General features: G+C 71.4%; 15 protein-coding genes and 1 other RNA gene. 6 read left to right on the top strand and 10 right to left on the bottom strand.

The features are described 5' to 3' along the window. Window positions 1-246 precede the first annotated feature (246 nt). The 5 genes from ssrA to ftsE form a co-directional block, all read right to left on the bottom strand. Window positions 247-616, bottom strand: a transfer-messenger RNA (tmRNA) gene (ssrA, locus tag ACZ4S3_RS17735). 277 nt (window positions 617-893) lie between these two features. Beyond that, a complete protein-coding gene (smpB, locus tag ACZ4S3_RS17730; RefSeq protein WP_467934424.1) occupies window positions 894-1,391 on the bottom strand; it encodes an SsrA-binding protein SmpB in 498 nt (165 codons plus the stop codon). A gap of 18 nt (window positions 1,392-1,409) precedes the next feature. Next, window positions 1,410-2,609: a S41 family peptidase gene (locus ACZ4S3_RS17725; protein WP_467934420.1), complete on the bottom strand. Its 1,200-nt coding sequence runs from the start codon at window positions 2,607-2,609 to the stop codon at window positions 1,410-1,412. A gap of 68 nt (window positions 2,610-2,677) precedes the next feature. After that, window positions 2,678-3,589: a permease-like cell division protein FtsX gene (gene ftsX, locus ACZ4S3_RS17720; RefSeq protein WP_467934417.1), complete on the bottom strand. Its 912-nt coding sequence runs from the start codon at window positions 3,587-3,589 to the stop codon at window positions 2,678-2,680. A 9-nt stretch (window positions 3,590-3,598) separates the two neighbouring features. Continuing rightward, window positions 3,599-4,288, bottom strand: coding sequence for a cell division ATP-binding protein FtsE (gene ftsE / locus ACZ4S3_RS17715; protein WP_030069385.1), 690 nt, complete (start codon window positions 4,286-4,288; stop codon window positions 3,599-3,601). 272 nt (window positions 4,289-4,560) lie between these two features. Between ftsE and ACZ4S3_RS17710 the strand changes: the two genes are divergently transcribed. Further along, the gene (locus ACZ4S3_RS17710; RefSeq protein ID WP_467934411.1) at window positions 4,561-4,752 is read left to right on the top strand and encodes a hypothetical protein; all 192 of its coding nucleotides are present in this window, start codon (window positions 4,561-4,563) and stop codon (window positions 4,750-4,752) included. Between the two features lie 215 nt (window positions 4,753-4,967). On the opposite strand, the gene ACZ4S3_RS17705 is transcribed toward ACZ4S3_RS17710, so the two are convergent. The 4 genes from ACZ4S3_RS17705 to ACZ4S3_RS17690 all read right to left on the bottom strand — a co-directional run bounded on the left by ACZ4S3_RS17705 (window position 4,968) and on the right by ACZ4S3_RS17690 (window position 10,551). Further along, window positions 4,968-5,858, bottom strand: a complete 891-nt coding sequence (locus tag ACZ4S3_RS17705; RefSeq protein WP_467934409.1) for an LPXTG cell wall anchor domain-containing protein — start codon at window positions 5,856-5,858, stop codon at window positions 4,968-4,970. A gap of 320 nt (window positions 5,859-6,178) precedes the next feature. Beyond that, window positions 6,179-7,285 (bottom strand): peptide chain release factor 2, encoded by a 1,107-nt coding sequence (prfB, locus tag ACZ4S3_RS17700; protein WP_467934405.1) that lies wholly within the window; start codon window positions 7,283-7,285, stop codon window positions 6,179-6,181. Window positions 7,286-7,385: 100 nt separating this feature from the next. Continuing rightward, a complete protein-coding gene (locus tag ACZ4S3_RS17695) occupies window positions 7,386-8,693 on the bottom strand; it encodes a serine/threonine-protein kinase (protein WP_467934400.1) in 1,308 nt (435 codons plus the stop codon). Between the two features lie 190 nt (window positions 8,694-8,883). After that, window positions 8,884-10,551 carry a serine/threonine-protein kinase gene (locus tag ACZ4S3_RS17690; RefSeq protein ID WP_467934396.1) on the bottom strand — a complete coding sequence of 556 codons (1,668 nt, stop codon included), beginning with the start codon at window positions 10,549-10,551 and terminating at the stop codon, window positions 8,884-8,886. A 481-nt stretch (window positions 10,552-11,032) separates the two neighbouring features. Between ACZ4S3_RS17690 and ACZ4S3_RS17685 the strand changes: the two genes are divergently transcribed. The 5 genes from ACZ4S3_RS17685 (at window position 11,033) to ACZ4S3_RS17665 (ending at window position 20,014) form a co-directional block, all read left to right on the top strand. Beyond that, window positions 11,033-14,353, top strand: coding sequence for an FHA domain-containing protein (locus ACZ4S3_RS17685; protein ID WP_467935539.1), 3,321 nt, complete (start codon window positions 11,033-11,035; stop codon window positions 14,351-14,353). Window positions 14,354-14,777: 424 nt separating this feature from the next. Beyond that, window positions 14,778-16,142, top strand: coding sequence for an ABC transporter substrate-binding protein (locus ACZ4S3_RS17680; RefSeq protein WP_467934392.1), 1,365 nt, complete (start codon window positions 14,778-14,780; stop codon window positions 16,140-16,142). A 184-nt stretch (window positions 16,143-16,326) separates the two neighbouring features. After that, on the top strand, window positions 16,327-17,688 hold the full coding sequence (locus tag ACZ4S3_RS17675; protein WP_467934388.1) for a carbohydrate ABC transporter permease: 1,362 nt from the start codon (window positions 16,327-16,329) through the stop codon (window positions 17,686-17,688). Next, entirely contained in the window at window positions 17,685-18,593 is a 909-nt protein-coding gene (locus tag ACZ4S3_RS17670) for a carbohydrate ABC transporter permease (RefSeq protein WP_467934385.1), read from the top strand. The genes ACZ4S3_RS17675 and ACZ4S3_RS17670 overlap by 4 nt, the downstream gene beginning before the upstream one ends. A gap of 452 nt (window positions 18,594-19,045) precedes the next feature. Beyond that, entirely contained in the window at window positions 19,046-20,014 is a 969-nt protein-coding gene (locus tag ACZ4S3_RS17665) for a class I SAM-dependent methyltransferase (protein WP_467934381.1), read from the top strand. A 49-nt stretch (window positions 20,015-20,063) separates the two neighbouring features. Here ACZ4S3_RS17665 and ACZ4S3_RS17660 read toward each other — a convergent pair whose 3' ends face one another. Then, window positions 20,064-20,741, bottom strand: a complete 678-nt coding sequence (locus ACZ4S3_RS17660) for a class I SAM-dependent methyltransferase (RefSeq protein WP_467934377.1) — start codon at window positions 20,739-20,741, stop codon at window positions 20,064-20,066. Window positions 20,742-20,953: the final 212 nt, after the last annotated feature.

The raw sequence follows: 20,953 nt of genomic DNA, 5'->3' as shown, positions 1-20,953 counted from the left end.
CTGCGCGACCAGACTCCCGGCGCCGGCCAGGCCGAGGCCCACGCCAAAACCGACCGCAAGGCTTGATGACTTTCCGTACTCTCTCAGCTCGATCATGTAACTCAGTGTGAGGGAAGTCCCGGTCGGGCACATCAACCCAGAGGTCTCAACCCCAGGGTTGACACCGCCGAGCCGTCGAGCTGCGTCGAGGCAAACAAAAAGCCGCTGCCCCGCGAGGATCTCGCGGGGCAGCGGCTTACATGGGATGAGTGGAGATGGCGGGAATCGAACCCGCGTCCAACGGTGCAGCATCAGGGCTTCTCCGAGTGCAGTTCGCTGCGATTTTCTCAGCCCCGGAGATCACGCGAACAAGTCTCCGACGGGCTCAGCCACTGTTTGATTTCCTCCTGAACCCCGTGACCGGGATCAGAAGTTTAGTCCCCTAGCTGATGCCAGGATCCGGGTCGGGAACAGCCCCGGGCTGACACTTCGCAAGTCGCTACTTAGGCAGCGAGGGCGAAGGAATCGCGCTTGGTATTGGCGATTATTGTTTGCGACATATGGTTAACGAGATCATTGCCGCTTCCTCGACTCGCTTCCCCTGATTCGACATCCGCTGTCGAAACCGATCATCCCCATGTTGTTTTATCAAGGTGATAGCAAGCGATATCGCCTATATAGCGCCGCCTATACCTACACAGCGGCCTACCGGGCGATACCAGTTGTTACCGGGTGATGCCTGCACCTCGTAGGGTGCGAAGCCATCGTACGGGAAGAACGCAGGGCGTTGCCAGCGTATTCCCGGCAGGACCATCACTGGGCCGTCGCTGGGCCGTCGCTGGGCCATCACCGGGCCGTTCCAGCACCGTCGCAGCGCCGCCCGCCAGGGCCGGCCGGTCAGGCCCATCGGCGGGTCACGCCCGCTGGCGTCGGCGGGCCGCGGAGACGGCACGGTCCGACTCGCGGCGGTCCTGCTGTTCGCGGAGGGTCTGGCGCTTGTCGTATTCCTTCTTGCCCCTGGCCAGTGCGATCTCGACCTTGGCCCGGCCGTCCTTGAAGTAGAGGACCAGCGGCACGATCGTGTGGCCGCTCTCCTGGGTCTTGGATTCCAGCTTGTCGATCTCGACGCGGTGCAGCAGCAGCTTCCGCTTACGGCGGGCGCTGTGGTTGGTCCAGGTCCCCTGGGCGTATTCGGGGATGTGGACGTTGTGCAGCCACGCCTCATTGCGGTCGATCTGGACGAATCCGTCCACCAGCGACGCCCTGCCCTGCCGCAGTGACTTCACCTCGGTGCCGGTCAGCACCAGGCCACACTCATAGGTGTCCAGAATGTGGTAGTCGTGCCGCGCCTTCTTGTTCTGCGCCACGAGCTTGCGCCCGGGATCCTTGTCCTTGCCCTTTTGCTTAGCCATAGTGCGGCCATTTTCGCACTACGCCCCGGTGCCGAGGCCACTCAATACTGTGCGGGCCCGTTTTTCCGCGCCGTCCTCGGCCACCAGGTCGGGGGTGATGCCCTGGCCGTCGACGGCGCGGCCCGAGGGGGTGCGGTAGTGGCCGACGGTGAGTTCGGCGACCGAGCCGTCGGGGAGCCGGCTGGGCATCTGGACGGAGCCCTTGCCGAAAGTCGGTGAGCCGACGACGATCGCCCGGCCCCGGTCCTGGAGGGCACCGGCCAGCAGTTCACCGGCGCTCATCGTGCCGCCGTCGACGAGGACGACGAGGGGGATGCGGGTGTTTCCGCCGCGGTCGGCATAGAGGGCGCGCTGGCTGCCGCGGACGTCGTACGTGGCGACCAGGCCGCCGTCCAGGAAGGCGGAAGCGGAGGAGACGGCCTCGGTAACCAGGCCGCCGGTGTTGCCGCGCAGATCGAGGAGCAGGCCGCGGTGCGGGGAGACGCGGCGCACCGCCCGGCGGACCGCTTCGCCGGTGCCCTGGGAGAACGCGGCGACCTTGATGCGGGTCGGGCCGTGCGGACCGGCCGGCCGGCCGACGGTGACGTTCTGGGTTCTCAGGCGGGTGCGGTGCAGGGTCGTGCTCCAGTGGCGGGTGCCACGCCGCAGGTCCAGCTCCACGGGGGTGCCGGCGCCCTGGGCGGGCTCGCCGCGCAGCCGGGCGACGATCTCGGTGACGGGCCTGCCCTGGACGGCCCGGCCGTCGATGGCGCGCAGCCCGTCGCCGACGGCGATCCCGGCCCGCGCGGCGGGGCTGCCGGGCTGGACCAGGGAGACCTGGATCCGGCCGCCGTCGGCCTGCCGTACCCACAGGCCGACGCCGACGTAGGAGCCGTTCAACTGCTGCTGGAAGTCCTTGAACTCGCCGGGGGTGTAGATCGTCGACCAGCGGTCGCCGCTGCGGCTGACGACGTCGGCGGCGGCCTGTGAGCCGGACTTGCCGTCCTCCATGGCCTTGGCCGCGGCGCGTTCGACGGCCGCGCGGTCAGCGGTATGGCTGCGGGGGCGGTCCGCGGCGGTGAACGGACGGGCGGCGCCGGGTCGCTCCACGGCGCCCTCGGCCCGGTCGCTCCACGTGCCGGTCGCCACCCCGGTGGCGAGCACACTCGCGAAGATCAACGTCAGGGCTGCCCCGCGGCGAATGCGGCGGGGCCGGTCGTACGAACACGGGCCCGACATGCCGGTGAGTCTAGGCGACAAAGGGGCGCCGTACGGCGAGTTGACCGTACGGCGCCCCTTGGCAAAGCTCACACCTTGAGGTACTTGCGCAGCGCGAAGAACGCGGCGAGCGCGGGCATCAGCAGCCCGATCAGCAAGACCAGCGGCAGTACCTGTGCCACCGAGTCCCAGCCGATGAAGTTGATCACCTGGATCTTCTGTGCCAGCCAGTTGTTGATGAGGACGGCCTTGCCGCCGACGATCAGCACACACGCGAAGGCGGCGCCGAGCAGGCCCGCGATGGCGGCCTCCAGGATGAAGGGCATCTGGATGTAGAAGCTGGACGCGCCCACCAGGCGCATGATCCCGGTCTCCCGCCGCCTGCTGAACGCCGACACCCGGACGGTGTTGACGATCAGCATCAGGGCAACGACGAGCATCAGCCCCATCACGCACAGCGCGGCGATATTCATGCCGTTGAGGAGGTTGAACAGCGGCTCAACGGTGTCGCGTTGGTCCTGCACCTCCTGGACGCCGGGCCGCTCGGAGAACGCCGACTTGATGACGTCGTACTTCGTGGGGTCCTTGAGCTTGACCCGGAAGGACTCCGGCAGCTGGTCGGGCGTGACCAGCCCGGCGACGGGCGTGTCGCCGAACTGCTCCTTGTAGTGCGTATAGGCCTGGTCGCTGGTCTCGTGCTGCACGTTCTGCACGATCGGCAGCTTGTGCAGCTCGGCCAGTATGTCGTCCTTCTGCTGCTGGGTGGCGGCGCCCTTGGCGCAGTTGGCACCCGTGTCGGCGTCGTTCTTGTTGCAGAAGAAGATGGAGACGTTGACCTTGTCGTACCAGTAGCCCTTCATCGTGCTGACCTGGTCGCGCATCAGCAGCGAGGCGCCGAACAGGCCCAGTGACAGGGCTACGGAGACGATGACGGCGACGGTCATCGTGAGGTTACGGCGGAGACCGACGCCGATCTCCGACAGGACGAACTGGGCGCGCATGGCGTCCTTTCAGTGCTGGTAGCCGTACACGCCGCGCGACTGGTCGCGTACGAGCCGGCCCTTCTCGAGTTCCATGACCCGCTTGCGCATCTGGTCGACGATCTGCTGGTCGTGGGTGGCCATGACCACCGTCGTACCGGTCCGGTTGATCCGGTCCAGCAGTTTCATGATGCCGACGGAGGTCTGCGGGTCGAGGTTTCCGGTGGGCTCGTCCGCGATGAGCAGCATCGGGCGGTTGACGAAGGCCCGCGCGATGGCGACGCGCTGCTGCTCACCGCCGGAGAGCTCACCGGGCATACGGTCCTCTTTGCCGCCGAGGCCGACGAGTTCGAGGACTTCGGGCACCGTCTTGCGGATCTGTCCGCGCGGTTTGCCGATGACCTCGAGGGCGAAGGCAACGTTCTGCCCCACCGTCTTGTTGGGGAGCAGCCGGAAGTCCTGGAAGACGGTGCCCACCTGGCGCCGCATCTGCGGCACCTTCCAGTTGGACAGCTTCGCGAGGTCCTTCCCCAGTACGTGCACGGCGCCATGGCTGGCGCGCTCCTCGCGCAGGAGCAGGCGCAGGAAGGTGGACTTACCGGAGCCCGAGGAGCCCACCAGGAAGACGAACTCGCCGCGCTCGATCTCCAGGGAGACATCCCTGAGTGCGGGGCGGTTCTGCTTCGGGTAGGTCTTGGAGACGTTGTCGAATCGGATCACTGATGCACCACGGTCGACCTGGGTAGGGGCACGGGTTGCCGTGTTGCGGCTCCCGTCGGTGTGCGTGACCATACGCGAACCTCGTGATGCGGCGCAGTCGCCGTAGGGGGTTGGTGCGTTTATTCACGGCATCTAGCCGGACATTCTCGGCATCTGGGCAGGCAGGAGGAGCGGCATTCCGCGGGGCGCGCCGTTCCGCCGGGAAGCTGGCACAGTGGTAGGGGGAACCAATGCGCCCTCCGGTGCGTTGGCGCAGTGAAGAAGGAGGTCGCATGACGTACGACCGATTGGTGTGCGCCAATTGCGCGGCCCCTGTGAGTGAGGGCCGCTGCCCTGTGTGCCGGGCGAGCCGGGAACGGCTTCAGCAGCAAGACAGCATATTCGGCCAGCTCAGCCCCGTGGCTCTGGCGGCCCTGCTGATCGCGCTGATCGCGGTCGCGGTGCTGCTCCACCAGGCCGTCTGAGCCATCCGGGCCGTCTGGGCCATACGGGCCGCCTGAGGGCGGGTGCGCGGCGGCGGGGACGGGGCGCCACAGGGGCGGCGGGCCGGGTTGCGTTACGTCACCGAGTGTGATCACCCATGTGCGTACCGATGCGAGAGCGGTGTGCTTCCGAGAACGCCCGAAGGGCCCGGAGTGCTGGCTGCACTCCGGGCCCTTCGTTGTCTGCCGTGTCAGCGTCAGGCCGCGGCCGCGCCGCCACCGTTCTTGTTGATCAGACGGGGCAGCAGGCGGAAGCCGACACCGCCCGCGATCATGGTTGCCGCGCCGATCAGCAGGAAGGTCGTGCCGGAGGAACCGGTCTCGGCCAGCTCTCCGCCCTTGGCCTGCTGCTTGGGCTGACCGGGGGTGTCGGACATCCCCTCCTTGCCCTGGCCCGGCTGCTCGATCGGCTTGGAGCCTTCGTTGTCGGTGCCGGTGCCGGTGCTGTCGCCACCACCGTTGCCGCCGCCGGTGGTGTGACCGCCGGTGCCCTGGCCGCCGCTGTTCTGGCCGCCGTTCTGGCCGCCGCTGTTCTGGCCACCATTCTGGCCACCGGTGTTCTGGCCGCCGGTGCTGTGACCGCCGGTGTCCTGGCCGCCGTTCTGGCCGCCGCTGTTCTGGCCGCCGTTCTGGCCACCGTTGTCGTGGCCGCCGTCCTGGCCGCCATTGTCCTGGCCGCCGTTGTCGGTGCCGCCGTTGTCGGTGCCACCCGTGTCGGTGCCACCCGTGTCGGTGCCACCCGTGTCGGTGCCACCCGTGTCGGTGCCGCCGGTGTCGGTGCCGCCGGTGTCCTGGCCGCCGGACTGGCCGCCGTCGACCAGACCGCCGAGCGCGCCGCCGGTCGAGTCGTCACCGCCGGTGTCGCCACCGGTGGAGTCGCCGCCGGTGGAGCCTCCGGTGGAGTCGCCACCGCCAGTCTCGTCGCAGAACCAGTGCAGCGGGTCGAGCGGGCTGCAGTTGTCACCGGCACTCTGGTTCTGGCCGGTTTCGGCCGCAGAGGCGGCGCCGGCCGCGGTGAGCGACGCACCCGCCGCGATCACCGCACCCGCCGCAATGCGCGCTACGCGCAGCCGCGTCTTCTTCGTCATGTACTGCTACCCCCAGTAGCTGAACTCGTCATTGGAGCAACGCTGTACGGGGCGACTAGCCGATGGGGGTACCCGAGTCACGGCCCGTACAGCGGGCAGGCCACTCATCTCCCCGTTCATACACGCGCCCCAGACATACGCATGCCGCGCCCACCCTTCCCAGTTCCGCCAACATCGTCAAGGTCGAATAAAGGCCCGATGCCCGAATTGCTGAGAGTTGGGCGGTACATGGACATACGACTGTGACCAAACCGCTGAAGCGAAAAACAACTGCCTCCCCGAGGGAGGCAGTTGTCCGGGTCGCAAAAGGGCCGAAGCGGCTACTTCTCCTGCTGCTTGCGCCAGCGGATGCCGGCCTCCAGGAAGCCGTCGATGTCGCCGTCCAGGACGGAGCTGGGGTTGCCGACCTCGAACTCGGTACGCAGGTCCTTGACCATCTGGTACGGGTGCAGGACGTACGAACGCATCTGGTTGCCCCAGGAGTTGCCGCCGTCGCCCTTGAGGGCGTCCATCTTGGCCTGCTCCTCCTGGCGGCGGCGCTCAAGGAGCTTGGCCTGGAGGACGTTCATCGCGGAGGCCTTGTTCTGGATCTGCGAGCGTTCGTTCTGGCAGGAGACGACGATGCCGGTGGGGAGGTGCGTCAGACGGACCGCGGAGTCCGTGGTGTTGACGCCCTGGCCACCGGGGCCGGAGGAGCGGTAGACGTCCACCCGCAGGTCCGAGTCGTCGATCTCGACGTGGTCGGTCTTCTCGACGACCGGCAGCACCTCGACGCCCGCGAAGGAGGTCTGGCGGCGGCCCTGGTTGTCGAACGGCGAGATACGCACCAGGCGGTGCGTGCCCTGCTCGACCGAGAGGGTGCCGTAGGCGTACGGAATCTGGACGGCGAAGGTCGTCGACTTGATGCCGGCCTCTTCGGCGTACGAGGTCTCGTACAGCTCGGTCTTGTAGCCGTGGCGCTCGGCCCAGCGCAGATACATCCGCTGGAGCTTCTCGGCGAAGTCGGCGGCGTCCACGCCACCGGCCTCGGCGCGGATGTTGACCAGCGCCTCGCGGGCGTCGTACTCGCCCGACAGCAGCGTGCGCACCTCGAGCTCGTCCACCGCCTTGCGGACGGACGCCAGCTCCGCCTCGGCCTCGCCTCGGGCGTCCTCGTCGTCCTCGGCCTCGGCCAGCTCGAAGAGCACCTCGACGTCGTCGACCCGGCCGCGCAGCTCCTCGGCCCGGCGCAGCTGGCCCTGGAGGTAGGACAGCTGGCTGGTGATCTTCTGTGCGTTCTCCACGTCGTCCCACAGGGACGGCGCCGCGGCCTGCTCCTCGAGCACGGCGATATCGGCCCTCATCTTGTCGAGGTCCAGGACGGCCTCGATCGACCCCATGGTCGAGGAGAGGGACTTCAGCTCTTCGGATACATCGACGACTGCCACGCACCCAGCCTAACGGCTACCGCCGACAGTGTGTCGCGGCCGGTGTGGCTCGGCCCCGCCCGGGGCCCGGCGAACGGGGGCCGGGCGGGGCCGGTGGGGCTCAGGGGGCGTCGGGGGCCGGCTGGTGGATGCCCGGACCGGCGTCGCCCGGCTCGTCGTCGCCCGAGGCCAGCCAGCCGCCGAGGCCGGCCGCGGCGAGCACCGCGGCGGCGACCGCGCCGAGTTTGATCCGGCGGCGGCGCAGCGCCTCCGCGGAGGAGCGGTGCCGGGCCGAGCCGGCCCGCCGCTCGCCGGCGACCCTGGGCGTACGGGCGGTGCCGTGGGCGCCGCCCGCGAGCTCGTCCGGGCCGGGGACCCGCATGCTGGTGTGGGTGTCCCGGTTGGAGTCCGGCGCGGCGCCCTGGACCAGCGGGACGGCGCCGCGCGGCGGGGTGTCCTCGGCTTGGGCGGCCTGCGGGTAGTCGCGGGCCCCGGTGGCGGCCGCGCCCTCCGGGTCGTCCTCCGGCTGTTCGCTGTCGGGCTCGTCGATGTCCAGCGGCGGAATGCCGGCCAGGCCCGGGAGCAGCTCGCGCAGCCGGGCGGCCAGCTCGGGGGCGCGCAGCCGGGAGGCGGGCGCCTTGGCCAGGCACTGGAGCAGCAGCTGCCACAGTTCGTCGGGGATGCCGGGCAGGGGGGCGACGCTCTCGGTGACATGGCGGCGCAGTACGGCCCCGGGGTGCCCGCCGCCGAACGGGGTGAAGCCGGCGAGCAGCTCGTACAGGACGGTCGCCAGGGCGTAGACGTCGACGGAGGCGCGCGGCGGGAGGCCTTCGATGATCTCGGGGGCGAGGTAGTCGGGGGTGCCGATGACCTTGGTCGAGCGAAGCGAGACGGGGGTCCCCCCGGCCGGCGGCTGGGGGAGGGTTCTGCGCGGCAGGTCCACCAGGCGGGCGATGCCGAAGTCGGTGAGCAGCGCGGGGTGCGCGCCACCGGGGCCGAGGGCGCCCTGCATGTCCAGGAGGACGTTCTCGGGCTTGACGTCGCGGTGCACGATCCGGGCGGCGTGCGCGGCGGCGAGGCCGTCGGCGACGTCGGCGGCGATGGCGACGGCGGCCTCCGGGGCCAGCCGGCGCTCGCGCTCCAGGCGGGTGCGCAGGTCCGTACCCCGTACGAGGTCCATGACCAGCGCCAGGTCGTTGCCGTCGACGACGAGATCGCGGACGCCGACGACATGCGGGTGTTCCAGGCTCAGCAGCGCCGTACGCTCCTGCACGAAGCGGCCGACGAGCTCCTGGTCGGAGGCGAGATCCTCACGCAACAGCTTGATGGCCACGGCCCCTTCGGGACCCTCGCCCAGCCATACCGTGCCGGCACTGCCGCGTCCCAGGATCTGGTGAGCGGTGTACCGGCTGCCGATCTTCCGTGCCAAAACTGCTCCGACGTGTCGGGCCCCCGAGCGTCCTGCGGGGACTGAAGTTGGCGTCAAAGCTACGCGGGTGCCAAGGGGTTCAGTGCCCCCGACAGCCGCAACCTTCACTTCTGTGCGCGAAATTGCCCGTCAGAAGTCGACAAATCCCCAAGGTGGGCAACGGCAGGGCCGGGCCGGGACCGGAGCCGGGTCAGGTCCCGCTGCTGTTGCCCAGTCCGTCGACGAAGTTCTTCACGGTCGTGAAGATGTCCCCGATCTGGGCGAAGAAGCCCTTGGTGGTACCGATCCACTCCTGGAGCGGGGTCAGCTCCCAGATCAGCCAGCTCGCGACGAACAGTATGAGCAGGGCGAACAGGCAGCCCTTGAGGCAGCCCAGGCCGGGAATCTTCATCGGATTGGCGCTGCGCGGGCGCGGCTCGCGGCGGGGCCGGGGCTCCGGGTCGGGCCGGCGCTGCGGCTCGTATCGCTCCGGCGGCGGCTCCTGGCGCCGCTGCGGGGCCGGGCGCTGCTGCTGGGCGTACGGCGGCGGCTCCTGCCGGCGGTACTGCGGCGGCGGGGGCTGCTGGGGGTCCGCCGGGCGGCGCTGGGGGCGGCGGCGCAGCGGGTCGTCGCCCGGGTCCAGGTACTGCACCTGGGTCTGTTCGTTGCGGTCGCGGGCGGCGCGCAGCTGGGACTCCCAGGGATGCGGTCCCTCGGGCTCCTGGGGGCCGCCTGCGGGGGCACCCATGGGCATCGGGGGCATCGCGCGCGTGGGGTCGGCGCCTCCCTGGCCGTAGCCCTGGCCCCCTTGGCCTCCCGGATAGCCCGCTGCCCCGGTGGAGGGCAGCACGCTGGTGGCCGCCGCCGGGTCGTACGAGCCGGCGTTGGACGGGAGGACCTGGGTGGGGTCGGCGTCACCGGTGCCCGGACCGCCGGTGCCCGTACCGGGGACCGTGGCGGGCGCCGGGTCGGGGGCGAGCAGCGCGGCGACGCCGAGTGCGGCCTCGGCCGCGGCCGGGGTGGCGTGCACGCCGACACCGGCCGCCACGGTGCGCAGCGCACGGGCGAGGTTCTCGGCGCTCGGCCGCTCCTCGGGGCGCTTGCGCAGACAGCGTTCGATGACCGTCCACAGCGGCTCGGGCAGCGTGCTGGGGCGGCGCGGCTCCTCGCTCAGGTGGCGGTGCAGCACCTCGAGGGCGGTCGATCCGGCGAACGGCGGACGGCCGGTGACCAGCTCGTACAGCAGGATTCCGGCGCCGTAGATGTCCACGGCGGAGGTCTGCGGGCGGCCCTCGGCGGACTCCGGCGCCACATAGGCGGGGGTGCCGACGAATTCGTGGGTGCGGGTCAGGCCCGGGGAGTCGGCGAGGCGCGCGATGCCGAAGTCGGTCAGCATCGGGTGCATCTCGCTGCTGCCGTCGGAGCCGGCGAGCAGGACGTTGGCGGGCTTGAGGTCGCGGTGGACGACGCCGTCGGCGTGGCTGGCCGCCAGGGCGTCGGCGATCTGCGCGGTGAGCAGGGAGGCGGCCACCGGGCTGAAGGGGCCGTTGTCTCGCAGGTAGCGGTGCAGGTCGGGGCCGTCGACCAGGTCCATGACCAGGGCGAGCAGATCGCCCTCCACGACGAGGTCGCGGGTGCGGACGATGTTGGGGTGGGTGAGCCGCAGCAGGACGGAGCGCTCCCGCAGGAAGCGCATCACCACATCCGCATCGTTCGCCAGCTCCTCCTTGAGGACCTTGATCGCGACGGTCTCGCCGGGCTCGCCGGCCACGGCGGCCTCGGCGCCCGCCGCCTCCCGCTGGCGGGCACGCCAGACGGTGCCCGTGGCGCCGCGTCCCAGCGGCTCCTCGAGCAGGTACTTGCTGCCTACCGGCCGCACGTCATGCGCTCCCTGGTCGTGTGGGGATCTCTTGCCTGGCCCGCTGGGTCAGCTCGCGGCCCGTCCGACCCACTGTAGGCCGTCGGGCACAATCCACGGCTCGGCCGCCGGACGAGGCTTGTGGGGAAGACGCGCGTTCGGGGCGGATGGTTGCCATCGGACGCCCGCCGGGGGAAGCGCGGGAGGGGCGGCGCAGGGTCCCGGCCGCGCCGGCAGCTGACCGCGGCGATCGAAATCAGGCCGTTCACCGCGCGCAACCCGGCACTTTTTCGCCCTTAGAAGACCAATCAAGATCACCAAGCGGCGGTCGGCGGGCGTGTTGTCAGTGGCAGGTGCGAGGATGCACCCAGCACGCGGTGGTGGGGGCGCGCGGTCTCCGTCGCGACGTGCACTTGGGACTTGTACGTGCCGACGTGCTCGGGCGCGGTGGGGGGTGACGGAGCCCCTGCCGGATTCCCGGCAGAAGGGACCGTTGACGGCGATGCAGATCCGGCTGACCGTCCTCGGGCCGCGCAGCGGCCACACCACACGGGCCTGCGACGTGCTTGTGACGGCCCCTGCCGGGACCGCCCTGGCGTCGGTGGCGGGCTCCCTCGCGGCCTCCGTGGCCGGCTCGGGCGCGGATGTGGGCGGCGGTGCGGGCGGCAGCGGCCCCGTGGTGCTGTACGCGGGAAATGAGCGGCTCGACCCCCAGCGCGCGGCGATCGGCGAGCCGCCGCTGATCGACGGCGCGGTACTCGCCCTCCAGGGCCCCGGGCCCGCCCCGGCACACGGCCTGCCGCACGGCTCCGCACGGCTGCGCGTCGTCTCGGGGCCGGATGCCGGTGGCGTCCATCTGCTGCACGGCGGCCAGATCCGTATCGGCCGCTCCGCCGACGCGGACGTCCCCCTGGACGACCCGGACGTCTCCCGGCTGCACTGCGCAGTGACGGTCGAGCCGGACGGCTCGGTGTACGTCGCCGACCTGCGCTCCACCAACGGCACCGCCGTCGACGGCGTCGAGCTGGGCGAACAGCCCGCCCCGCTGCGGCCCGGCGCGCTGCTGCGGGTCGGCGAATCCGCGCTCCGGCTGCAGTCCTCCCCCGCCACCCCGGACCCGGCGCTGCCGGCCGCCCCCGACGGCGAGGGGCATCTGCGGGTCGCGCCGGGGGCCGCGACCGGTGCGGCGCGGGTCTCTCCGGCTGTCGCTCCTGCGGGCGGGCAGGGGGAGGCCGGCCCCCGGGAAGCCCCTTACGGCGCCCGGAGCGCGGCCGCCCCCGCCTTCCCGCCGCCGCCCGCCGCCCGCGCTCCGCAGGGCGCCACCGCGCGGCGGGACACGCCCCTGCGCGGTACGGCGCCGCACGACGACGGGCCGCCACCCGGCGGGGCGGGCCACCCGGCCGCCCCCGCCTGTCAAAGCGACCACGCCCCTCAGGAATACGGCGCCCGGACCTACACCCCCGGCCCCCAGGACGGCACCCACGCCGGCCGTCAGCAACTGGCACCCGCCGACCCCGCATCCCCCAAGGCGGCCCGCCGCGGCGGCATCGGCGCCTGGGCGCGACGACTGGCCGCCGGCCGGCCCGCCCTGGAGGGGCCGGACGACGCCGGGGCGCTCCCGGCCCCGGGCAGCGGCAGCGGGCCGGCGGCCTCGCCGGCCGGCGAGGCGTACGGGCCGGGCTCCGTGGCGGCCGACCCGGCCGCCGGGGCGAGCGCCGCGCACGAACGCTGGCCGGATGCCGCCGCGGTCCTCTTGACGGCGCTCGGCCCGGGGCCCCGGCTGTGGGAGCGCGGCCAGGAGCACCCCGACGCGCTCACCGTCCGGCTGGGGACGGCCGGCAAGGGCGGCGGCCGGACCGCCGTGCCGGTCACCGTCGAGCTGCGCCGGGCGGGCTCCCTGGGCCTGGCCGGGCCGCGCGAGAGACTCGCCGGGCTGGCCCGCGCCGCCGTGGCCCAGCTCGCCGCCCTGCACTCCCCCTCCGCCCTCGAGATCGTGCTGATCTCCACGGACCGGGGGCGCGGCACCGAGGAGCGGGTGGCCGACTGGTCCTGGCTCGGCTGGCTGCCGCACGTCCGCCCGGCGCACGGCCAGGACTGCCGGCTGCTGCTCGCCTACGACAAGGAGCAGGCCGCGGCCCGTACGGCCGAGCTGATGCGCCGCCTGGACGACGGCCCGCTCGGCACCGACTGGCCCAGCGCCGACCGCGCCGAGGTCGCCGCCGCCGCGGCCCGCCACCGGGGTCCGCACACGGTCGTGATCGTGGACGGCGACCTCGGCTCGTCGGAGCTGCGGGAGACCGCGGCCCGGCTCGCGGCGGGCGGCCCGTCGGCCGGCATCCACCTGATCTGTCTGGCGGAGACGCCCGCCGCGTCCCCCGCCTTCCCCTTGGCCGCGACGTACGAGGCCGCCCGGGTGGCGTCGCCCGCGTTCGGCGAGTGCGGGGCGGTGGCGGTGCTCAGCGGCGATGTGGCCACGGCGCTGCGCGTCGTCCAGCCCGGTTCCGGGCCGAACGGCACGGTCGCCGCGGTGGACGCGGTCTCCTCCGCCTGGGCCGAGCGGTTCGCCCGCGCGCTGGCGCCGCTGCGCGAGGCCGATGCGACAGCCACGGTCGGCGGCCATCGGGTGCACCGCACGGCCGTCCCGCTCCCCGACTCCTCCCGGCTGCTGGACGAGCTGGGGCTGGCCCGCGCCACTCCCGCGTCCCTGATGGCGCGCTGGGCCGCCGCCCTGGACACCGACCGGCCCAGCACCCCCGCGGTGCTCGGCGCCGGCCCGCACGGGCCGCTGGCCGCCGACCTCGTCGCCGACGGCACCCACCTCCTCCTGGAGGGCGCGGCGGCCACCGGCAAGACCGAGCTGATGCGCTCACTGGCCGCCTCGCTCGCCGCCGCGGACCGCCCCGATCTGCTGTCGCTGGTCCTGGTGGACGGCGGCGGCAGCGAGCGCGGCGAGGGGCTGCGGGTGTGCACGGATCTGCCGCATGTCACGACGTATCTGGCCGCCTCGGATCCGGTCCGGATGCGGGAGTTCGCGCAGGCGCTGTCCTCCGAGCTGAAGCGGCGCGCGGAAATACTGGGCGGCACGCCGTTCGCCGAATGGCGCGCCAAGCATCTCCCCGCGCCGCGGATCGTCTCTCCGCGCCGCACGACGGAGGACGGTGACGGAGCGCAGGAACCAATCACTCTCCGTAATCGTTGCCGAAACGGAGGCAGCAGCACACCGGCGGACCCGTCGACCACGGGCACACTGCAGCTGCGAGCGCGCAGCGGGGCGCCCGCCGAGGAAAACCAGGTCCCGCCGATGCCACGGCTGTTCGTGCTCGTCGACGACTTCGACGCGCTGGTGGCCCCGGCCCTGGGCAGTACGGGCCGGCCGGCCGCCGGTTCCGTGGTGCGGGCCCTGGAAGCGGTCGCCCGGGACGGCGCGGCGCTGGGCGTCCATCTGATAGCGGCGAGCGGCCATCCGGACCGTACGCGCGAGACCGCGACCGGCGAACGGGCCGGTCTGCGCATCCAGTTGGGCGTCCCGGCCGATCCTGCCGAGCCGTCCGAGCCGGTGCTGCCGGGCCGCGGGCGGCTGAACCGGGCGGAGGACGGCTCCTCCACGCCGTTCCAGGCGGGCCGGGTGACCGGCCGGATACCCCGTACGTCCACGCTGCGGCCGACGGTCGTGCCGTTGGAGTGGCAGCGGATGGGGGACCCGCCGGCCCGGCGCCCGCTGCGTGAGCTGGGCAACGGCCCTACGGACCTGGCACTCCTGGCCAGCGCCCTGGAGCGGGCCGCGCAGTCCCTGGGGACGTCCACCACGCCGCCCCTGGTGTGAGCCCGGGGCGGCGGCCCGTAACAGCCCCATCACAAAAGGTGAGTTGGTGGGGAACGCGGTATTGCGGACCCTCTGCCCAGGGCGTAGACCTGTCGCACACCGGCAGGGCGTCGACCTGTCGCGCCGAGACGCCGAGGCAGGGTGCGTACGCCGATGCAGGGTGCGTAGGTGCGGAGATGCGCCGCACATCGGCAGCCGCACACGGCAGCCGTCCCGGCACCACCGCAACCGGCACACCCAGCGCACGCACAGCACCGCGAAGAGCACCACCGCAACCGGCACACCCAGCGCACGCACAGCACCGCGAAGAGCACCACCGCACCACCGCAACCGGCACACCACCGCACGCACGGCACCGCGAAGAGCACCACCGCAACCGGCACCACCGCACGCACGGCAGGCGCAGCGATAAGGGGCTACGGGGATGCGCACACGATTCGACCGCAGGGCTGGACGCGCGACGACCGCACTGGCGGCGGCCGCGGCGCTCGCCCTCGTACTGGCCGCGTGTGGCGGCACCAAGGATGACGCGAGCGGCGGGAGTAAGGGCGGCAGCACCGCCCCCACCGTCCGCCTCCCGCAGCTCAGTGGGCAAAAGCTGCAGGTCACCGCGGTCTGGACGGGGCCCGAGCGGGAGAACTTCGTCAAGGTGCTGGACGAGTTCGAGAAGCGCACCGGGGCCAAGGTCGATTTCGTGCCCAGCGGTGACGACATGGCCGGTTTCATCGGTTCGAAGATCGCCGGTGGCGGTCCGCCGGACATCGCGATGCTCCAGCAGGTGGGTGTGCTCAACGAGTTCGCCGGGAAGGGCTGGCTCAAGCCGCTCGGCGCCACCGCGAAGGCGCAGCTCGCGAAGAACTACTCCAAGGGCTGGCAGGATCTGGGCGCCCACAAGGGCACGCAGTACGGGGTCTACTTCAAGGCCAGCAACAAGTCGCTGGTCTGGTACAACGCCAAGGCGTTCGACAATGCGGGCGCCACGGAGCCCAAGAACTGGCCGCAGTTCCTGAAGGCGGCGCAGACGATTTCCGAGTCGGGTGTGGAGCCGGTTTCGGTCGGCGGTTCGGACGGCTGGACGCTGACCGACTGGTTCGAGAATGTCTATCTCTCGCAGGCGGGGCCGCGGAAGTACGACCAGCTGGCGCAGCACGCGATCAAGTGGACGGATCCGTCGGTCAAGCAGGCGCTGACCACGCTCGGCCGGCTCTTCGGCCGTAAGGATCTCCTGTCCGGCGGCAATTCCGGGGCGCTGCAGACGGATTTCCCCACATCGGTGACGCAGACCTTCAGCGGCGGTGACGCGCCGAAGGCCGCGATGGTCTCCTCGGCCGACTTCGCCGCGGCGAACATCGCCCAGACCAAGGCGAAGATCGGCACGGACGCCAAGGTCTTCCCGTTCCCGGCCGTGGGTGACAGGTCGCCCGTGGTGACGGGTGGCGATGTGGCGGTGGCGCTCAAGGACAGCAAGGGTTCGCAGGCGCTGCTGACGTTCCTGGCGTCGACGGACGCGGCCAAGATCTGGGCGCAGGCGGGCGGGTTCATCTCGCCGAACAAGGAGCTGGACCGGGCGGCGTATGCCAATGGGGTGATGCGCAAGATCGCGGGGGCGCTGATCGCGGCGGGCGACGACTTCCGTTTCGACATGTCGGACCAGGCGCCCGCCTCCTTCGGCGGCAAGCCGGGCCAGGGCGAGTGGAAGGACCTGCAGGACTTTCTGAAGAACCCCGAGGATGTCGCGGGCACGCAGGCGCAGTTGGAGAAGGACGCCGCGAAATCGTTCGGGCACTGACCGGCACAGTTCGGGCACTGACCGACGCAGTTCAGGCACTGACCGGCACAGTTCAGGCGCCGGCCGACGCAGTTCGGGAGCTGACCGACATCGTTCGGACGGTGAACGACATCGCGCGGGCGCTGACCGACATCGTTCGGGTAGGGACGCCGACCGCCTCGACCGGACCGGGGGGACCGTCACGATGAGCGACTTACGAGCCGCCGCGAGCAAGACCGCCGCTGCCAGGAAGCGCAGGGGCGTCGGCAGGAGCGTCATGGGCACCCGGCCCTGGGTCGCGGCGGTCTTTCTGCTGCCCGCGCTGGTGCTGCTGGGCGCGCTGGTCGTCTATCCCATCGTCTTCTCCGTCTACCGCAGCCTGTTCGACGCGTCCGGTAACGGCTTTGTGGGGCTGGGCAACTACGGCGAGTTGTTCTCGGACGACGGCATCCGCACGGCGCTGAAGAACAACGTCATCTGGGTTGTGGTCGCGCCGGCCGTCTCCACGGCTCTCGGGCTGATCTTCGCGGTGCTCACCGAGCGGATCAGCTGGGGCACCGCGTTCAAGCTGGTCGTTTTCATGCCGATGGCGATCTCCATGCTGGCGGCGGGCATCATTTTCCGGCTGGTCTACGACCAGGATCCGGAGCGCGGCGTGGCCAATGCGGTGTGGGTGAGTGTGCATGACACGTTCGCCGATCCCGCGCCGTTCCCGGGCGCCAAGCCCCGGCCGAACGGCGATCTGCGGCCGTCGGGCGGCGGGGCGTTCACGACCAGGTCGGCGGTGCGGGCCGGTGGTGCGGCGGCTGCGGTGAATCTGCCGCTGGTCGCCGTACAGCAGGGCGATGTGCGGGATGCGCGGCCGGCGGCCGCCGCGAAGCCCCGGCCGGGGATGGTCACCGGCGCGGTCTGGCTGGATTTCACCCGCGGTGGCGGTGGCCGGCCGAATGTCATCGACGGCCGGGAGAAGGCGCTGGCGGGGCTGACGGTCGAGGCGGTCAAGGGGGGTGCGGTGGTCGCCTCGGCGACGACGGCGGCCGACGGGACGTACGCGTTGCCTGCGGGGAAGGCCGACGGTGCCCGGCTGCGGCTGCCCGCGGCGAATTTCGCGGAGGCGTACAACGGCGTCGACTGGCTCGGCCCGGCGTTGGTCACCCCGGCCATCATCGGCTCTTATGTGTGGATGTGGGCCGGTTTCGCGATGGTGCTGATCGCGGCGGGGCTGGCGGCGGTGCCGCGCGAGCTGTTGGAGGCGGCGCGGGTGGACGGGGCGGGTGAGTGGCAGGTCTTCCGGCGGATCACGGTGCCGCTGCTGGCGCCCGTTCTGGTGGTCGTCCTGGTCACGCTCATGATCAATGTGTTGAAGATCTTCGATCTGGTCTACATCATCGCGCCGGGTTCGAGTATCCGTTCCGCCAATGTGCTCGCCCTCCAGCTGTTCCAGTCGTCGTTCGGTACGGACGTCGACGAGGGTCTGGGCAGTGCGATCGCCGTATTCCTGCTGCTGCTTGTGCTGCCGGTGATGTACGTCAATCTCCGGCGCATCCGGAAGGAGCGTCTGCGATGACGACTGTCGAGGGTGCCTCCGAGGCCGGGGCGGCGGGCCGTGCCGTACGGGCCGGGCGGCCGCTGAGCACGCGGATCGCGGCCCGGACCGGCGGCGGTGCGCTGCGGATCTTTCTGATCCTGGTGGCGCTTTTCTGGCTGATGCCGACCGTCGGGCTGCTGCTGTCGTCGCTGCGCAGCCCGCAGCAGATCGCCGAGTCGGGCTGGTGGCAGGTTTTCAGCAAGCCGGCCCAGATCACCTTTGACAATTACAGCCAGCTGCTGGGCAACGAGAAGGTGATGGGCTCGCTGCTGACCACCGCGGCGATCACGGTGCCGGCCACGGTGCTGGTGGTGGTCATCGGGTCGCTGGCCGGTTATGCGTTTGCGTGGATGGACTTTCCCGGGCGCGACGGCTGGTTCATGGTGGTCGTGGGGCTGCTGGTGGTGCCCGTTCAGGTGGCGCTGATCCCGGTGGCGAAGCTGTTCGGTGCGGTGGGGCTGTTCGAGACCACGGCCGGGGTGATCCTTTTCCATACGGCGTTCGGGCTGCCGTTCGCGGTGTTTTTGCTGCGGAACTTCTTCGCGGAGATCCCGCGCGAGCTGTTGGAGGCGGCCCGGCTGGACGGGGCGGGTGAGCTGCGGCTGTTCACCCGGGTGGTGATGCCGCTGGGCGGGCCGGCGATCGCGTCGCTGGGGATTTTCCAGTTCCTGTGGGTGTGGAACGACATGCTGATCGCGCTGATCTTCGCGGACAGCGGCCGTCCGCCGATCACCGTTGCCCTGCAGCAGGAGGTGCGGCAGTTCGGCAACAACATCGATGTGCTGGCGCCGGGCGCGTTTGTCTCGATGGTGGTGCCGCTGATCGTCTTTTTCGCCTTCCAGCGGCAGTTCGTCTCCGGTGTGATGGCCGGCGCAGTGAAGTAGGCGGGCCGGCGGCGCGGGCCCCGGGTCGTGCCGCGGTGCCCGCGAGTGGCCTGCGCCACCTTCCGTTCACTTCTCTCCCCCTACCATGACGATCGATGGCGGCCGATGGCGGTCAGTGCCGTGAAACGCATGGTGCGACAGGGTCTTGTCGTGGACACTGCGTAGACGCGCTCGGACGTTTCGGGTGCCGGGCGGCGGCGCCCCGGGCCCTGCGCGGGTCCGCGCCCACGCGGAACCGGCCCCGGTGTCGGCCGCATCTACAACAGCAGAAGCATCGGCCGGGACTGAAGGTCACGGCTGAAGGTCACGGCTGAGGCTTCGGTAACAGCGGATTCCTCCGCATCACATCCACGGCAGAACAAGCCGGCACATACCTCCACGCATCCCTATACGTGTCGCATCACGTGTCGCACCTCGCCATCGATTCCCGACCGTCTGGAGACGGACCGCACATGACTGCCCCCATCGCAGACCAGAGTGCCGAACAACTCCCCTGCCCCACCCGACTGTCCGATGTCAAGGGCTGGTTCTTCACCGCCGACCAGCTGATGTTCGACTGGTTCCTCGCGCATCAGCGGGACCGGTCCGTCGCGGGCGACCTGCTCGAACTGGGCGCGTTCATGGGCAAGAGTGCCATTTTCCTCGGTGCCCGGATGCGCGCCGACGAGCGCTTCACGGTCTGCGATCTTTTCGATTCCCCTGCCGAGGACGTCTCCAACTCCAAGGAGATGAAGAAGTCCTACGCGACCTTGACGCGTCGTGCCTTCGAGGCCAACTACCTCTCGTTCCACGATGAGCTGCCCACCATCGTGCAGGGTCTGAGCTCCGTCGTCCGTGACCATGTCGATGACGGCACGGTGCGGTTCGCGCATATCGACGCCTCGCATCTGTACGAGCATGTGCACGGCGACATCCTGGCGGTGCGGGAGCTGCTCACCGACGAGGGCATTGTGGTCATGGACGACTACCGGGCCGAGCACTGCCCGGGGGTGGCGGCGGCCACCTGGCAGGCCGTGGCCAACGAGGGGCTGCGCCCCATCTGCATCACCGGTACCAAGTTCTACGGGACATGGGGCGATCCGGAGCCCCTGCAGAAGGCGCTGCTGGAGTGGCTGCAGTCCCGTAAGGACGTCTGGCACGAGGTGCAGTACGTCAATGACGCCCCGCTGATCCGGCTGAGCGCCAAGGGCGCCAAGGAGCCCGCGCAGCCGGTCTCCCGGCACCGGCCGAAGGCCGCGGCCCGTGCGGCCGAGCGTCCGGCGGCTCAGGCGCCCGCGGCAGCCGCCGCGCGCCCCGCGGCCCGTCCGGCGCCCCGCCCGCAGCGCAGTGTGCTGCGCCGGGTCGCGCTGGATGTGCTGCCGCCGGTCGTCACCCGGGCGATCGTCTCGGCCCGCCGGAAGTCCCGTACGGCGGGGCGCTGACCGACGGGCGTACGGGCCGGGCCGGCCGCCCCGGCCCGGCCCGTACGCCCTACCGGGGCACCTGCCCCACCAGCGCGAACACATTGCGCCGCAGCAGTTTCCCGGCGGCGCGCGGCAAGGGGTAGGAGTAGGTGCGCCGTACGGCCAGTCCGGCCGACTCGGCGAAGGCGCGCAGCAGGGGGAAGTCGGTGAAGCGGACCGGGGCGGCCTCGGCGCGGTGTCCGGCCTCCTGCGGGGTGATCAGCAGGATGCCGCCGCCCGGCCGGACGTAGGGGAGATAGGCCCGCAGCAGACCCTCGACCTGTTCGTCGTCGAGATGCTCCAGGACGTGCGCGCACAGCAGTGCGTCGAAGGCGCCGGGGCGGGCGTGCGGGCTCTCGAGGAAGGCGTCGGCGGTGTAGGCGGTGAGTCCGCGGGCCCGGCATTTGTGGACGGAGCGCGGGTCGTGGTCGATGCCGACGCTGCCGGGTGCGCAGCCGGCGAGCGTGTCGCCCGCTCCGCAGCCGATGTCCAGCACCCGCCCGGGGCCGATCCGGCGCAGCTGGCGGCGGTAGCGGGGGCGGGCGGGCAAGGGCCGTACCACGCCGGTGCGTTCGCCGGCCGGGAAGCGCGCGGTGGAGGCGTGCGGTGCGGTGCCGGCGTCCCTGGCGGGCCGGGTGCCGCGCGCCTGCGGGGCGGGTACGTCGGGCCGGTTGGTGGCGGCGGAGCTGTCGGTTCGGCCGGGCATCGGGTCGCGGTCACCTTTCCCTGGGGACACGGCGCGTAGGGCGCTGTGGCGCTGCCCAACGGTCTACGGCATCGAGGGGGAGCCCGGCTGTGCGGCACGCCGCCCCTGTGCGGGCCCCCGCCGTCTCACCCTTTCAGCGCAGATCCGGTGACCGCGCCGCCGACGGGCGAGTTGAACGCCGCAATCCCGTGATTCGCCTGTTCGGAAAGGCA

The organism is Streptomyces sp. NPDC028368, from assembly GCF_055565615.1.
This window is presented reverse-complemented; position numbering and strand designations above follow the sequence as displayed.

Coding starts and splice junctions, on each gene's coding strand:
- ACZ4S3_RS17725 (WP_467934420.1), bottom strand. CDS start 2,609: ATGTCGGGCCCGTGTTCGTACGACCGGCCCCGCCGCATTCGCCGCGGG.
- ACZ4S3_RS17705 (WP_467934409.1), bottom strand. CDS start 5,858: ATGACGAAGAAGACGCGGCTGCGCGTAGCGCGCATTGCGGCGGGTGCG.
- ftsX (WP_467934417.1), bottom strand. CDS start 3,589: ATGCGCGCCCAGTTCGTCCTGTCGGAGATCGGCGTCGGTCTCCGCCGT.
- ACZ4S3_RS17670 (WP_467934385.1), top strand. CDS start 17,685: ATGACGACTGTCGAGGGTGCCTCCGAGGCCGGGGCGGCGGGCCGTGCC.
- ACZ4S3_RS17680 (WP_467934392.1), top strand. CDS start 14,778: ATGCGCACACGATTCGACCGCAGGGCTGGACGCGCGACGACCGCACTG.
- ACZ4S3_RS17665 (WP_467934381.1), top strand. CDS start 19,046: ATGACTGCCCCCATCGCAGACCAGAGTGCCGAACAACTCCCCTGCCCC.
- ACZ4S3_RS17660 (WP_467934377.1), bottom strand. CDS start 20,741: ATGCCCGGCCGAACCGACAGCTCCGCCGCCACCAACCGGCCCGACGTA.
- ACZ4S3_RS17685 (WP_467935539.1), top strand. CDS start 11,033: ATGCAGATCCGGCTGACCGTCCTCGGGCCGCGCAGCGGCCACACCACA.
- ACZ4S3_RS17710 (WP_467934411.1), top strand. CDS start 4,561: ATGACGTACGACCGATTGGTGTGCGCCAATTGCGCGGCCCCTGTGAGT.
- smpB (WP_467934424.1), bottom strand. CDS start 1,391: ATGGCTAAGCAAAAGGGCAAGGACAAGGATCCCGGGCGCAAGCTCGTG.
- ACZ4S3_RS17675 (WP_467934388.1), top strand. CDS start 16,327: ATGAGCGACTTACGAGCCGCCGCGAGCAAGACCGCCGCTGCCAGGAAG.